The sequence below is a fragment of the Kribbella orskensis genome (assembly GCF_004342085.1).
In the GTDB taxonomy this organism is placed as follows: Bacteria; Actinomycetota; Actinomycetes; order Propionibacteriales; family Kribbellaceae; genus Kribbella; species Kribbella orskensis.
In genome coordinates, this window is the sequence record NZ_SLWM01000021.1 from 1 (window position 1) to 14,299 (window position 14,299).

15 protein-coding genes are annotated in these 14,299 nt (G+C 67.5%); 8 read left to right on the forward strand and 7 right to left on the reverse strand.

Annotated elements, in window-relative coordinates; genetic code table 11:
• The first annotated feature begins 177 nt into the window (after window positions 1–177).
• Window positions 178–729, forward strand: a complete 552-nt coding sequence (locus EV644_RS35030; protein ID WP_132194601.1) for a hypothetical protein — start codon at window positions 178–180, stop codon at window positions 727–729.
• A 560-nt stretch (window positions 730–1,289) separates the two neighbouring features.
• Here the strand turns inward: EV644_RS35030 and EV644_RS35035 are convergent.
• The gene (locus tag EV644_RS35035; RefSeq protein WP_132194599.1) at window positions 1,290–2,609 is read right to left on the reverse strand and encodes an alpha/beta hydrolase; all 1,320 of its coding nucleotides are present in this window, start codon (window positions 2,607–2,609) and stop codon (window positions 1,290–1,292) included.
• Between the two features lie 329 nt (window positions 2,610–2,938).
• On the opposite strand from EV644_RS35035, the gene EV644_RS35040 reads away from it, so the two are divergent.
• Window positions 2,939–3,340, forward strand: a complete 402-nt coding sequence (locus EV644_RS35040; RefSeq protein WP_132194597.1) for a hypothetical protein — start codon at window positions 2,939–2,941, stop codon at window positions 3,338–3,340.
• An 84-nt stretch (window positions 3,341–3,424) separates the two neighbouring features.
• Here the strand turns inward: EV644_RS35040 and EV644_RS47950 are convergent, their stop codons facing one another.
• From EV644_RS47950 to EV644_RS35060, 5 genes are all read right to left on the reverse strand, one after another.
• On the reverse strand, window positions 3,425–3,703 hold the full coding sequence (locus EV644_RS47950) for a DUF6881 domain-containing protein (protein WP_369410579.1): 279 nt from the start codon (window positions 3,701–3,703) through the stop codon (window positions 3,425–3,427).
• A gap of 198 nt (window positions 3,704–3,901) precedes the next feature.
• A complete protein-coding gene (locus EV644_RS35045) occupies window positions 3,902–5,176 on the reverse strand; it encodes an endonuclease/exonuclease/phosphatase family protein (RefSeq protein WP_199240170.1) in 1,275 nt (424 codons plus the stop codon).
• Window positions 5,177–5,606: 430 nt separating this feature from the next.
• Window positions 5,607–6,014 (reverse strand): NUDIX domain-containing protein, encoded by a 408-nt coding sequence (locus EV644_RS35050; protein ID WP_132194595.1) that lies wholly within the window; start codon window positions 6,012–6,014, stop codon window positions 5,607–5,609.
• A 73-nt stretch (window positions 6,015–6,087) separates the two neighbouring features.
• Window positions 6,088–7,164 (reverse strand): redox-regulated ATPase YchF, encoded by a 1,077-nt coding sequence (gene ychF / locus EV644_RS35055; RefSeq protein WP_132194593.1) that lies wholly within the window; start codon window positions 7,162–7,164, stop codon window positions 6,088–6,090.
• Window positions 7,165–7,339: 175 nt separating this feature from the next.
• The gene (locus EV644_RS35060) at window positions 7,340–7,867 is read right to left on the reverse strand and encodes a GNAT family N-acetyltransferase (RefSeq protein WP_132194591.1); all 528 of its coding nucleotides are present in this window, start codon (window positions 7,865–7,867) and stop codon (window positions 7,340–7,342) included.
• A gap of 108 nt (window positions 7,868–7,975) precedes the next feature.
• Here EV644_RS35060 and EV644_RS35065 point away from each other — a divergent pair, with 108 nt between their 5' ends.
• On the forward strand, window positions 7,976–8,854 hold the full coding sequence (locus tag EV644_RS35065) for a DUF817 domain-containing protein (protein WP_132194589.1): 879 nt from the start codon (window positions 7,976–7,978) through the stop codon (window positions 8,852–8,854).
• Between the two features lie 112 nt (window positions 8,855–8,966).
• Window positions 8,967–9,752 carry a polysaccharide deacetylase family protein gene (locus tag EV644_RS35070; protein WP_132194587.1) on the forward strand — a complete coding sequence of 262 codons (786 nt, stop codon included), beginning with the start codon at window positions 8,967–8,969 and terminating at the stop codon, window positions 9,750–9,752.
• Window positions 9,753–9,804: 52 nt separating this feature from the next.
• On the opposite strand, the gene EV644_RS35075 is transcribed toward EV644_RS35070, so the two are convergent.
• A complete protein-coding gene (locus tag EV644_RS35075; protein ID WP_132194585.1) occupies window positions 9,805–10,101 on the reverse strand; it encodes a hypothetical protein in 297 nt (98 codons plus the stop codon).
• A gap of 129 nt (window positions 10,102–10,230) precedes the next feature.
• On the opposite strand from EV644_RS35075, the gene EV644_RS35080 reads away from it, so the two are divergent.
• The 4 genes from EV644_RS35080 (at window position 10,231) to EV644_RS35095 (ending at window position 14,299) form a co-directional block, all read left to right on the forward strand.
• On the forward strand, window positions 10,231–11,454 hold the full coding sequence (locus tag EV644_RS35080; protein ID WP_132194583.1) for a DNA recombination protein RmuC: 1,224 nt from the start codon (window positions 10,231–10,233) through the stop codon (window positions 11,452–11,454).
• Between the two features lie 598 nt (window positions 11,455–12,052).
• Window positions 12,053–13,243 carry a glycoside hydrolase family 64 protein gene (locus tag EV644_RS35085; RefSeq protein WP_132194581.1) on the forward strand — a complete coding sequence of 397 codons (1,191 nt, stop codon included), beginning with the start codon at window positions 12,053–12,055 and terminating at the stop codon, window positions 13,241–13,243.
• A gap of 208 nt (window positions 13,244–13,451) precedes the next feature.
• Window positions 13,452–13,853, forward strand: a complete 402-nt coding sequence (locus EV644_RS35090; protein WP_241999240.1) for an ArsR/SmtB family transcription factor — start codon at window positions 13,452–13,454, stop codon at window positions 13,851–13,853.
• Complete coding sequence (locus EV644_RS35095) at window positions 13,850–14,299, forward strand: SRPBCC family protein (protein WP_132194577.1); 450 nt, start codon at window positions 13,850–13,852, stop codon at window positions 14,297–14,299. Before EV644_RS35090 ends, EV644_RS35095 begins: the two co-directional genes overlap by 4 nt.

Here is a 14,299-nt window from a genome sequence, read left to right on the forward strand (position 1 = left end):
GAGGAGTTCGCGCATCGCGTCGTTCGTCACGACCCCGTGATGACCCATGCTGTACATCCTGTGTCGCACGAGGCCGAAACGCACTCTCATGCCGCCGATAGTGCGCAGCCAATCCTCTCGGCGGGCACTGGCCAAAGCCGGGTGCAGCCATTGGGGTAGGGACTCTACCGTGGGCCTATGAACGCTGCGGAGAACCTGCTGGCGCTAAGGCCGGCGCTCCTCCGTCGGACTGTCCACGACAGGAACGAGGTTCGCCACCCGGAGTCGCACTTCCTCGATTTCGTGATCGATGGTCAGTCGCTGTCCGATCTGATCCCGGAGGGCCAGGGCCTGGTGACCCCGTTCAACCGCCCTTGGCTGGCCACGGTTCCCGAAGCGGTCGAGCAGTTGCGCGGTCGGAAGCCCTGTACGGACCTCGCTCCCGGTCGAGTACCGCTGCTCGTTTGTGGCGAGTGCGGCGACCTCGCGTGCGGCGCCGTCACTACTGCCTTGGATGTCGGCCAGACGACGACAACCTGGGCGGACTTCAGGTGGGAGGACGGGGCCACGCCGAGCACTTCGATCCACGTGCCATCGGAGCGCCTCAGCTTCTCCAGCCGCATCTACCTCGACGTGGTCAGCGATGCCGCTGAGCGAGTTGCCGGGCTGCCGTATGACCAGCTTGCGAACGAGGGCCGAAGGTCCCGCTGGCCGTGGCAATGGGGTTGGCGCCTCCCCAAGGAGGATTGATCCAAGCTCACGCTCGAACGCACTCATCTGCCGCCGTCAGGTGGTGAATCCGAACCAGCTCGCCGCGTCGGCGGGTTCGATGTGTCGCGGTTCTGAGAGGCCGTCCCGCGGATCCAGGTACAACCAGCCGCATCGCGGGCATTGCAGGAGGGCTCCTCGTTGGTCATCCTCCGCGACCTGTTTGACATGGCCGAAATGCATGTTCTCGTCATCGGCACAGAATTCGCAACCTCGATCGCTCACGACCACCACCGTAGACCGCGCGGCACGTCCGGTCCTATGCCGCAGAGCGAGCGGTCATACCGATGAGCTGATGGGACCGCGAAGTCAGTCCCCCAGCCAGATGAGCACCGAACCGGCCGTCGATGCGCGTGACTCGGCCATCACTCGGAGACGCATGAGGCCCCGCCGTTCTGGCCCATCTCGACGAGTTCGCCGCCGGCATCCGGATAGGTCAGTGTCATGGAGGTCCCTGTCCCGAGTGAGGACCCCTGCCACTTGTATACGCAGACTGGAGACGAACCGCCACCCAGACGATCACGCGGCTGTGGACAACTCTTTCAGGGCTGGGCCTGGAGCAGGGCTGCGTCGAAGAAGCCCACGACCCGCTTCTGGTACTCGTCGGGATGACCCGCCAAGCCGCGGATATGCCTGACGTCGTCGATCTCCCAGATCGACGAGTTCGCGCCTGCGAGCCGGTTGTACGTGGGGTTCATCCACTCCACGTTGCCACCATTGGGCGCCCAGATGAACATGGTCGGGCGGGGCGTGATCCGAGGGATCAGGTCGGTCAGCTTGGGGGGTACGGCGGTGTTGGAGAAAACCGCCACCGCAGCGGTCTTGAGGGCGAGGAGCGGGAAGTTGAGGGCCACCTCGACGGCGGTGTACTCCTCCAGCTCCTCGGGCAGGCTGCGGGTGCCCGAACCCTCGGAGACCACGGCCGCCAGCCTCTCGTCCTGAGCGGCCGCCTGCACCATCAGCTCGCCACCGACGGAAAGGCCGATCCCGCCGATCCGTGCTGGGTCGACGTCGGGTCGCTGCTCGAGAAAGTCGAGCGCCGCGAAGATGTCGCGCTCACCGCCCCAGCCGAACATGTTGCCGTCACCCTCGCTGACGCCCTCGCCTCGACGGTCGAACAGCAACACGCCGTAGCCGTGCTCCACGAGCATCCGGGCCTGCGCCTGGGTCCCCGACCCCTTGCGCCCGGGGAACGAGATGACGGCGGCGCCGTTCTTCGAGGGGACGTACCAGCCCTCCAGGGAGAGACCGTCGCTCGTCTTGAGCGTCACGTTCTCGTACGGCGCACCAAGGTCGGCGTCTGGTACGACGGCGCGCGCCGTGTGGGTCGACATGTAGGCCACGCCGACGGGGAGGACAACCTCGTAGAGCGCAACGACGCCCACCAGCCCGAGCAGGAGCCTGCGGCTGTATCGCCACCAGAGCCGCGGCGTACGCCGCCGGGAGCGCCACAGCACCGAAACGCCGACCCCGACGAGGACCAGTCCCGCCGGGATCGCCAGGAGTCCGGTGAAGTCGTCGCCGGACGGGCCGATCGCGACCGAGTAGTAGCCGGCTTCGAAGCCGCCGATCATGACCCCGAAGATGCCGGTCGCGATCGCGATCAGGGCGCGTGCGCCGGCCCGCACCCGCAGGTGGAACCAGCCGCCGAGCGCCAGCAGGGCCAGCGGAACGAGCCCGCTCGCCAGGTGGTCGAGGGCGTGGGTTCCGGCTGCGGGTTGCAGAAAGTTGTCGTCGACCACGTGCAGGCCGACGACTGCTGTCGCGCCGAGGAAGACCCGATACCGGCCGGACAATCTCCCCGGTGCGGCGTCGTCGATCGCGGCTGACCGGGTGGGGGCTAACGCAGGGTCGGTGTCCATGAATCGACGCTAGGACGGACGCGTGCAACCAGGCAGGTGGCTGCCCGCACGCCCGCGGCGGCCATCACGCGGTTGTCCGTGCGGCCAGCCCCACCGCTCACAATGGTTCCAGGCCCACCCCGAGCCGTCACGTTCGACGCGTGGAAAGTGGTCGCCTTTGGTGAAGGCACACCACCCACTCTTTCGCCGCGGTCGATGCTGGGAGGAACCGCGACAGTCTGCCGCCTCGAGAACGCCCTCTTCTGCCGCGATCCGCGCGGTCATGCCTAGAGATAGGAGCGTTGGGCTGCTGGTACAAATGCGCGACGATGCCGTCGGAAGGAGCCTGTATGGACGTCGAGTGGACAGTTGCGAGTCCCGGGTCAGGTCTGGCTGCCCCTTCGCCGACGCGTTCGGACGCCGAGGCGTACCGCAACCGGCTAACGCAGTTGGTGCAGCAACGCTGGGGCTACTCCGAGGTCTGGGAGGCGGGGACGGTGTACCCGACCATAACGCTGTCGATCAGCGACGATTTGGCGATAGTTCATCGCTTCGTTGACGCCGAGGCATGCTTCCTCCTGGACGGTGAGGACGTGGTTCCCGCGGACAAATCCCGTGACTTCCCGATCCAGGATGCTCTGGTGTCGTTTACCGGTGACTTCATCTCAACGTCAACTCGCGCCGCCGCCATCATGGACGCGTTCGCGCGTGGTGCCGACGCGGGTGAGCTGGGTTCTTGGTCTCGCCTGTGACGGCCGACGTCCGGACATGCCGCTGATCGTGCGCGCCGCCGGGCCAGTCACCACGCGGCCGAGCCGCCGCACGCACCTTCGCCCTCAGCTCGCTTCGATCGCCCTACGCCATACCTCCTCAAACTCCTCGGCGCTCAGGGGCAGGACTTCGAACTCACGTTGGCTGGCGATCTCGTCCTCTGGCGGCACAGGTACCCAGGCGAGGCTTGTACTCAGGTCACTGATTCGGTCCCGCAGCGCATTGGCAAGGGGAAACCGCCGACGTTCCGGCAAATACTCGTTGGGCACGCGCCGGCTTGGTCGGTGTCCGGCTCGGTGACCGGGCCTGGCGAACGCAGGCCAGACGAGCTGTCCGACGAGCACTCGCTGCCGGTCCGCTGCTCAACTTCTCGCGGACCTCGCGTCCGCCTGCCGGACGGGTTACACGATTCGTTGATACCGCGGAGATCTGGCCGACCTAGCCCGGCGGGTCGCACTAATTCGCGGCGTCCTCCTCCCCACGTCCGTAGGCAAGCACTGCGTGCTCCCGATGGGCGTTACAGAATTCGGATCAGGCGCGGCTCAGTTGAGGCTGGGCGGGCTGACGTCGATCCATACCAGTCGGTGGTCCGAGCTCGGGAATGGAAACACGCCGGTCAGCCTGGACAGCGGGTCGGCAAGCAACGGCCAGAAGACTGCGCCGTCGGTGACCCGCAGTTGACGGGACGGGAGGACGTAGTCCGCCCGCAAGTTGCCGGGTGTGCTGTCGGCGAAGTCCGCGGTGTCGAAGGCGGGGTTGCCCAGGTGGGTCAGGTTCGCGCCGCCCTGGAGCGTGGCCGCCTCCACGGCGCCCTGGCTGGCTGGCGTGAAGGCCGCATTGATTCTGGGGTTGTCGAGCAGGAGTTGGGCCGAGCCGGGCAGGCTGTCCCCATCCACCGGATCGGAGTTCTGGTCCCCGGCGATGACGAACTCCGCCCCCGGGGTGAGGCCGCCGCGGCGGCCCTGATCGTCATAGATGTAGTTTCCGTGCCCGGGCCTGACATAGTCGGCCCACAGCCGGATCTCGTCGAAGTTGCGCCGCCCGTTGCGGTCCTCGGGTCCATCGAACACCGGTGGCGTCGGATGGCTGACCAGGAAGTGCACTGCGTGGTTGCCGATCCGGATCGGGACGTCCCAGTGGCTCTTGGACGACAGCGGGAAGACGTCAAGCTCCGCCGAGGAGTACCAGTCTGCCGGTGCCGCGGTGGCCGTGTCGTCGGGCAGCAGCGCGCCCGGCATGTCCCTCCACAAGAAGTGCTGGAAGGTGCGGATCCGCTCGTAGTCGATGGGGTAACGCGAGTAGACAGCCATGCCGAACTGTCCTGGGAAGGCTCCGAACCCCAGCGCGTCGTCGCCGTACCCGGGTGCGCCGGGCACGGTCACGATCCGGCCGTCGTTGTTGAGGTCGAAGCCGGATGCGATGCCGGTGTTGCTCGGTGCGACGAACCGGTAGCCGTACTCGATCGGGTCCGCGCCGTTGTGTCCAATCGACAGGTAGTTCTGTTGGAACAGCCGCGCTGCGACGCCGCCTTCGACGAAATCGAACTCATTGATGAGCAGGACGTCGGGCCGGGTTCGCTGGACGATCTCGGCAATGGTTTGCGCCTGGGCGTTCGCTGGCGTGGACAGGTCGGCCACCAGTTGGCCGGCCGCGCCGCGGTTCAACGAGGCATTGAACGTCGCGAACCGCACCGTAGCGCGCGCGTCCGCATCGCCGCGCGTCGCAGCGGCCGGTTGTGCCACAGCCAGCATTGACAAGCCGAAGGCGAGGACGGCGGCCAGCCGCCGACGACCCGAAACCTGAGTGTGCCAAGCCATCGCTGTCTCCTTGCGGAATCGACTGGTCCCGATGCTGGCACGACCGGTCGGGCTTGGGAACATCGAGCGGTGAAACACGGCCTGAACCGCGCGGTGCAGCGGCCCGTACTGCCGGCCGGAGGCCCCCGGCGCTTGCGATCACCTTCGGGGACCGGATGCCGAGGGCCGAGAACCTCTCAGATGACAACCGCCGCTTACATCGTTCTCCGACAGACCACATCTGCCCAGCGGGCGGCCGCCCGGCCGGCCCGCGGATCAGTGCGTTCGCACCAGATCCACGGGTCGACATCGACTGGCATTGGGACCCAGCTTCAGAACTTGCCGGGTGGGACGTGCAGTGCGAGCAGTTGCCCGCCCTGCACGAGTTCCCCGCTGATGGCGTAGTGGCCCGCACGTCGCACGCAGCCGATGAGCGGGCGGTTCGTGGCTGCTAATCGGTTGCGACCTGGACGGCGCTCAGGATGCTCGACAGGCTCTCCGGGTGGCCCATCTTCAAGTCCGCGAGATCACTGGGCCGGAACCAGCGAAGATCGTCGTGCTCCTCGGGTGCGGCGTTGACAGGTTCTCCGTCCCAGCGCGTAATGAGGAACGCGTGCACGTCGAGGGTCGGGTCGCTGACCGTCATCGGGATGGGTACAGGGTCGTGGACGTGGACACCGAGTTCTTCGAGGCATTCCCGACTGACGGCCTGGTGAGGCAACTCACCCGAGTCGACATGTCCGCCGGCGGAGAAGCTCCAGCAGTCGGGATACCACCGACGCGATGGATGGCGATGCACAAGGAGCACGAGACCGTCGCGCACAAGTACAGCGACTGAGATCGTAATCTGGGCAACCATGGCGGCACTCTAAGCGCGAACGCACTCTCATGCCGCGATCCACGCGCGTGGTTGGCCTCGAGGCTGCTTCGGGTCAGACGTTGAAGCGGAACTCGACTACGTCGCCGTCGGACATGATGTAGTCCTTGCCTTCCATCCGGACCTTGCCGGCAGCTTTGGCGGCGGCCATGGAGCCGGCTTCGACGAGGTCGTCGTACGAGACGATCTCGGCCTTGATGAAGCCTCGCTGGAAGTCGGTGTGGATGACGCCTGCGGCCTCGGGAGCGGTCGCGCCCTTGCGGATGGTCCAGGCGCGGGATTCCTTGGGGCCGGCGGTCAGGTACGTCTGCAGGCCGAGGGTCTCGAAGCCGACCCGGGCGAGCACGTCCAGGCCGGGCTCGTCGACGCCCATCTCGGCGAGCATCTCGCGGGCCTCGTCCTCGTCGCCGAGCTCGACCAGCTCGGCCTCGAACTTGGCGTCCAGGAAGATCGCCTCGGCCGGCGCGACCAGGTCGCGCATCTGCTGCTTGAGCGCCTCGTCGGCGAGCTCGTCCGCGTCGCAGTTGAAGACGAACAGGTACGGCTTGGCCGTCATCAGCATCAGTTCGCGGATCGCGTCCCGGTCGACCGACGTCGCGATGATCGGCGTACCGGCCTCGAGGTGCTTCTGCGCCTCCCGCACGGCCTCCAGCACGACGGCGCTCTCCTTCTTCAGGCGCGCCTCCTTCTCCAGCCGCGGGATCGCCTTCTCGACGGTCTGCAGGTCGGCCAGGATCAGCTCGGTCTGGATCGTGGAGATGTCGTCCGCGGGCGAGACCTTGCCGTCGACGTGGGTGACGTCGTCGTCGCGGAACACCCGGGTGACCTGGCAGATCGCGTCGGACTCGCGGATGTGGCTGAGGAACTTGTTGCCCAGCCCCTCACCCTCGGACGCGCCGCGCACGATGCCGGCGATGTCGACGAACTGCACGGTCGCGGGCAGTTGCTTGGCCGATCCGAAGATCTCGGCGAGCTTGCCCAGCCGCGCGTCCGGCACGCCGACCACTCCGACGTTGGGCTCGATCGTCGCGAACGGGTAGTTCGCCGCGAGCACGTTGTTCTTGGTCAGCGCGTTGAAGAGCGTGGACTTGCCCGCATTGGGGAGCCCGACGATTCCGATGGTGAGTGCCACGGGGGTCAAGGGTACGCGGCCGGACCCGCCCGACCCCAATCCGAGCACCCGGCCCCCGTACTGCGAACCCGCCGCCCCGGTACTGCGAACCGCCCGCGGGACCGGCGAACCGCCACCCAGTACGACGATCAACCCGAGCCCGGGCACAACGCAGTACAGGCGAACCGGCGGCAGGTCAGATCACGAAGGACTCGAGCTCCGCGCCGTACCAGCGGTCCGTCCGGCCGAGCGGGTGCATCCCCAGCCGGCGGCAGACCGCGAGGGACGGGTGGTTGTCCGGGCGGACCACCGCGTAGATCTCGCCGAGCCCACCCCGGAAGCCGTGCGCGATCGCCGCCCGCGCGGACTCCGTCGCCAGCCCGCGCCCCCAGGCATCCGGGTGGAAGTGCCAGCCCACCTCGACCTCGCCCTTGCCCGACCCGTCGGCCGGTTCGGGCAACGGCACCAGGAGCACCGTCCCCGCCACGATCCCGGTGGACTTCTCCTCGACCGCCCACACGCCGTACAGCGGGTCCTTGTTGCGCTCGTTCCAGCGTTCGATCACGCGGGACGCGGCGTCGCGGTCACTCATCACCTTCGGGTCGGCGCCGAGCCAGCGCGACACCTCCCAGCGACGGTAGATGTCGAACACCCGGTCCCCGTCGGCGTCGGTCCAGTCGCGCACCACCAGCCGGTCGGTCTCGAAGACCACTTTGGGATCCATCGCGCGCTCCTCCCCCATCAGCCTGAGCCAAGAGGTCTACCCAGCGCGACCCGCCCGCCGCAAGCGAACCGGCCAAGCTGTGACCGCACGGAAAGCTAGGGTCCTGTTATGAGTGGGCGGCCGTCACGCATCGTGTTCGGATGCGTGCAGTTGTTGAGGTTCGGCGGCCTGGAACTGGTGTCCTGCCTCTTCCCCGCCGCCCTGTTCGCCGGGCTCGCGATCTCGAAGTACGTCGACCTCCCGATCGCCCGGTACGACGCTCTGCTGGTCTACTGCCTGCTCCTCACCTTCGGGTTCTGGGTGGTCCGGCTCGAGACGTGGCGCGAGATCGCAGTGATCTTCGGGTTCCACCTGGTGGGGCTCGCGCTGGAACTCTTCAAGGTCCAGGTGGGCTCCTGGCAGTACCCGGGCGACGCGGTGACGAAGTTCGCCGGGGTGCCGCTGTTCGCGGGGTTCATGTACGCCGCGGTCGGCAGCTACATCTGCCAGGCGTGGCGGCGGTTCGACCTACGGGTGAGCGGATACCGGCCGGTGCTGACCACCGTGCTCGCTGTACTGATCTACGCCAACTTCTTCACCCACCACTGGATCGTGGACCTGCGGATCCCGGTCGCGCTGCTGCTGCTCGTCGTACTGCGGACCACGTGGGTCTTCTACACCGTCGGCGTACGGCGGTACCGGATGCCGCTAGCGCTGTCGTTCCTGCTGATCGGGTTCTTCCTCTGGATCGCGGAGAACGCGGGCACGTTCCTGGACGCGTGGAACTACCCCGACCAGGTCGATGTCTGGCGGCTCGTCCACCAGGCGAAGTTCGGCGCGTGGGCGTTGCTGGTGAGCATGAGCTTCGTCCTCGTCGCCAGCGTGAAGTCCTTGGAGGGCAGGCTTTACCACCGCGGCACCCTTGCCACGGTCGTGACTCCGGAGGCGACTGAGATCTCCCCGCAACACAGCACCGCCAACCAGGTCAGGACTCCGGGCGTCTCCTAAGTGATGTGTGTTGCAGGTAACGCCAGCACTCGAGCTACCTCCAACACACCACTGAGTGGGGCTCCTGAGCGGGGAGCGACTGGGGAACTATCCGCCTGATCGAGGGAGCGTCATGTCCCGAAAGCTTGCTGCCGTCATCGCGACCAGCACCACCGCCGTCCTGGTGTTCGGCTCGCTGATCGCCTTGGCCGTGGGACGTTCGAACCCGCCGCAGCCGACCGTCGCTTCCAACGTCACGCCGATGTCGCCGACCCCGACTCCCACGCCCACAGGCGATGCCGGGCCTGGCACAGGCGGCGCCGATCCTGTCAAGAGCCCTGGTACGCCGGCCGGCAACCCGACCGCGGCCGCTGCCGCAGGCAACAAGAAGGTGCTCTTCTTCAGCTTCGACGACGGTCCCGACCCGGTCTGGACGCCGAGGATCCTGCAGGTGCTGGCGAAGCACGGCGCCCACGCGACCTTCTTCGAGCTCGGCATGATGCAGGCCGAGCACCCCGGACTGCGCGAGCAGATCCTTGCCGCAGGCAACACCATCGGCAGCCACTCGATCACGCACCCGCAGCTGACCGCGATCCCGGCGGCGAAACGGAATCACGAGATCTTCGACGGCCCGAAGTCCAAGTGCTTCCGCCCGCCGTACGGCGCGTCGAACCCGAAGGTCCGCGCCGACATCAAAGCGGCCGGCATGGTCCAGGTTCTCTGGGACGTCGACCCACGCGACTGGAGCCGCCCCGGCACCCAGGCGATCGTCAACAACATCCTCCACCACGCCCACCACCGCAACATCATCCTGATGCACGACGGCGGCGGCGAACGCAGCCAAACTGTCGCAGCCCTGGACAAGGCCCTCCGCATCCTCAAGTCCCGGGGCTACACCTTCCCCGCCATGGACTGCTGAGAGTTCGCGTGCAGCCGCCAGCGTCCCGGAGTACAGCCAGTCAGTGGGGAACTCAGCTGCCGGTCGGGCTGGAGCCGTCCTTGGCGGAGCTCTCTTCCTCGCCCTCCGAGACCAGCCCCATCGCCCCACCGAGCGCGGCGGCGGCACCGACGATCAGCAGCACGATCGCGATGCCCTCACGGTCGTGCCGCCGGGCATCGCATTCCGTCGCTGCCGGACCAGGGCGCAGATCATCAGCCCGGTTGAGACTCGAGCCGCACGACACACTCCCGACGTTGATCGGACCGAACCCAGCCCCGGCGCCGACCACCATCATCAGCGCGCCGACCACGGCGAGTGCCTTGAACATGTCCCAACTCCCTGACGTCCTACCTCGCTCGCAAGCTAGTCCACTCCACTCCGGCCCGACACCCCATCCGGCGCGCCCACACCGGACCGTGACCGGAAATTGTCGGTGGGGTCTGCCACTGTCTGTGACATGACCGGTACGACGGTGTTGTTGCTGCTCGTTTTCCTCCTGGTCGGGCTGTTGCTCGGCGCGGTGTTCGGCGTGCTCTGGTCTCGCGGGAAGGACGGGGCGGAGCTGGCCCGGATCACGGCTGAGCGTGATGCTGCCGAAGACCGGGTGGTCGAGCTGACGCAGGAGCGGCAGACCGTCGGTCAGCAGATGTCGGGGCAGGCGGTCGTGAAGGAGGCCCTCGACCGGTTGCACGCCGAGCTGAGTCAACTGGAGAAGGGTCGCGCCGCCTGGCAGAGCCAACTGCACCAGCAGGTGAACGAGGTGCGGATGAGCGGCGAGGCGCTGCGCCGGGAGACCGCGTCCCTGTCCACCGCGTTGCGGAAACCGCAGGTGCGTGGCCGCTGGGGTGAGCTCCACCTGCGCCGTACGGTCGAGCTGGCCGGCATGGTGGCGCACTGCGACTTCACCGAGCAGACGACCACCACGACCGACGACGGGATGCTGCGGCCCGACATGGTGGTGAGGCTTGCCGAGGGCAAGAATCTGGTCGTCGACTCGAAGGTCCCGCTCGCCGCCTTCCTTGAAGCCGCCGAGAGCGAGGACGCCGACTTCCGCGAGGAGCGACTGCGAGCCCATGCCCGGCATCTCCGCACGCACGTCGATCAACTCTCCGCGAAGGCCTACTGGTCGCGGCTGCCGTCGACACCCGAGTTCGTCATCCTGTTCGTGCCTGGCGAGTCGTTCCTGTCGGCCGCGCTGGATGTGGAGCCCTCCTTACTCGAGTACGCCGCCGAGCGCCGCGTGATCCTCGCGACGCCGACCACCCTGATCGCGACTTTGCGCGCAGCCGCCTACGCCTGGAACCAGTCCGCCCTGACCGAATCGGCCCAACAGGTCTTCGAACTCGGCCGCGAACTCTACGAACGCCTCAGCACCATGGGCGACCACCTCGGCCGAGTCGGCCGGTCCCTCACCTCAGCCGTCGACGCCTACAACAGCACCGTCGGCTCCTTCGAACGCCGAGTCTTCACCAGCGCCCGCAAACTCCGCGACCTCCACGTAACCGAAGCCGAACTAGCCGCCATAGAAACCATCGAAGCCTCAGTCCGCCCTCTAACAGCCCCCGAACTCCTCCCCCTGGACGACCCACCCCCCACCCACCGCTGGCTCCCCACCCAACCCATCGACAAAACCCACCGCGAACCCCCACCCCTCCCCGGCATCGACACCCGAACCGGCTAACACCGCCCCAATGGGCAGGGACATGGCCGCACTTGTGCACGTGCTGAGGGGGCGCGGGGTGGGTGGGCAGTCCGGTACCACAGGAAGCTGAGGCGGGCCACGGACTCGGAGTACTCCGGGGCGACGGGTGGTGCTTCTTGCCCGGTACGCCGGGCGGCGGCGGGTGCAGGCGACCGTTGAAGGGCAAGAAGTGGCAGCCGGCACCTACCTGCCGACGACCGCTGACGATCAGCCGCCCCGCGAGGGTTGATCCACAGCAACCGGGACCTACTTGTGTCAGCCGGCACCCCGTCAGCCGCTCGCGTGGGCTAGCGATGGCCGGGCAGCCGTGCCGCGTTCGGCAACCACACCGTTGCGTCGGAAAGCCGACAGGGGTGAGGTGTTGACATCGGTGTCGGGGGGTCGAAAGGATGAGAGCGCTCTCACTCGTCCGGTGGTCTACCGTCCCTCATCGGATGAGCCGTGGGCATCGGGCTCATCCTGGCTCGCGAAGCCTGCCCTTCGCGGGACCTCGGGGGTTGCTGCGACCTGGTAACGCGGCGACTTCCACCCCGATGCTCCGCCTTCCTCTCGCATGGGACAGACCTGAGGAGGAGTTGTGCGCGTCAAACACAAACTGCTGGCGGTCCTCGCCGCAGCGGCCACTGTCGCCGCCGGGCTCACCGCGATCATCGCGGTCCCGGCCGAGGCTGTGCCGAACACCATTCCGCTGAAGATCACCAACAACTCGGGCCGCGGAGACCCGGTCTACATCTACAACCTGGGCACCAACCTCGCGACCGGCCAGCAGGGCTGGGCCGACGGAGGAGGTACCTTCCATGCCTGGCCGGCCGGCGGCAACCCGCCGACCCCGGCGCCGGACGCGTCGATCGCCGGACCGTCGAACGGCCAGTCGATCACGATCCAGATGCCGAAGTTCTCCGGCCGGGTCTACTTCTCCTACGGCCAGAAGCTGGTCTTCAAGCTGACCACCGGCGGCCTGGTCCAGCCCGCGGTCCAGAACCCGAGCGACCCGAACCGCAACACCCTGTTCAACTGGACCGAGTACACGCTGAACGACTCCGGCCTGTGGATCAACAGCACCCAGGTGGACATGTTCTCCGCCCCGTACGCCGTCGGCGTGCAGGCCGGCGACGGTTCCACCAAGACCACCGGGCATCTCAAGCCGGGCGGCTACAACGGGTTCTTCGACGCACTCCGTGGTCAGCCGGGCGGCTGGGCCAACCTGATCCAGACAGGACCCGACGGCTCGGTACTGCGCGCGCTGGCCCCGACGTACGGGGTCGAGACCGGACTGCTGCCCGCCAACGTGATGGACGACTACATCAATCGGGTCTGGTCGAAGTACAGCAACGAGACGCTCACGGTGACGCCGTTCACCGACCAGCCGAACACCAAGTACTTCGGTCGCGTGTCCGGCAACGTCATGAACTTCACCAACAGCTCGGGCTCGGTGGTCACGTCGTTCCAGAAGCCGAACGCACCCAGCATCTTCGGTTGCGCCGGACTCCTCGACGCCCCGAACGACCTGGTCCGCGGGCCGATCTCGCGGACGCTCTGCGCCGGGTTCAACCGCTCCACCCTGCTGGTCAACCCGAACCAGCCGGACAGCAGCAACGCGAACTTCTACCAGGACGTGGTGACCAACCACTACGCCCGGAAGATCCACGCGCGGATGGCGGACGGCAAGGCGTACGCGTTCGCCTTCGACGACGTCGGCGCGCACGAGTCGCTCGTCCACGACGGCAACCCGCAGCAGGCCTCCATCACCCTCGACCCCTTCAACTGATCCGGGCCCGGCGGGCAGGTTCCACGACCCAGCGGACCCCCGCCGGCCCACCAGCCACCCCAGCGGAACCTGCCCGCCGTCCATAGAGCGACCCACCAGCCACCCCGGGTCCCGCCAGCTGCCCGGCCGGGACCCGGGGTCTCTTTCTGCCTGGACCTTGACGCGCGCATCGGTTAGTGGCAGCTTACCGTTCGTGGGGACTTACCAAGTGAGCACCGTGCTCGACGCGCTGGGCGATCCGACCCGGCGGGCGATCCTGGACACATTGCGGCGGCAGGGGCCGAGCTCCGTGGCGGTGCTGGCCGATCGGGTGCCGGTCAGCAGACCGGCGATCTCGCAGCACCTGAAGGTGCTCGGCCTCGCCGGTCTGGTGGATCACGAGCCGCAGGGCACCCGGAACATCTACCGGATCGACCGGAGCGGACTCGCCGAGGTGCGGGACTGGCTCGACCAGTTCTGGGGCGACGCACTGGACGCCTTCGCGGAGCACGTACGCCGCGTCGAGGGGACCACCGAAACCGAGGGCAGCCGCAGTACCGAAGACCGCGGCAGCCGCAATACCGAAGACGGCGGCGGGCGGAGTACGGGAGAGAGCGAGGAAGGGCGATGAGCATCAATCAGGAGATCGCGCCGCTGGTGAAGACAGTGGTGGTGCCGGCGTCGCCGGGGCGGGCGTTCGAGCTGTTCACGGCGGAGATGGCGGCGTGGTGGCCGCTCGTCACCCACTCGGTCGGCCTCGAGAAGGCGACAGACGTACGGCTGGAAGGCGCTGTCGGCGGCCGGATCGTGGAATACGACAAACACGGCCCGACCTGCTACTGGGGCACCGTGTCGGACTGGGACCCGCCCCAGACGGTCAGCTTCACCTGGCACCCCGGCAACGACCCGAAGCAGGCCGGCCACGTCACCGTCACCTTCCGGCCCGTCGCCGACGGCACCGAGGTCGTCCTGACGCACCGCGGCTGGGAGCGTCGTCCGGACGGTGTCCAGGCGCGCGCCGGCTACGACTCCGGCTGGGACTACGTGCTCGACTTCTATGCGACCAGCACCCGATAG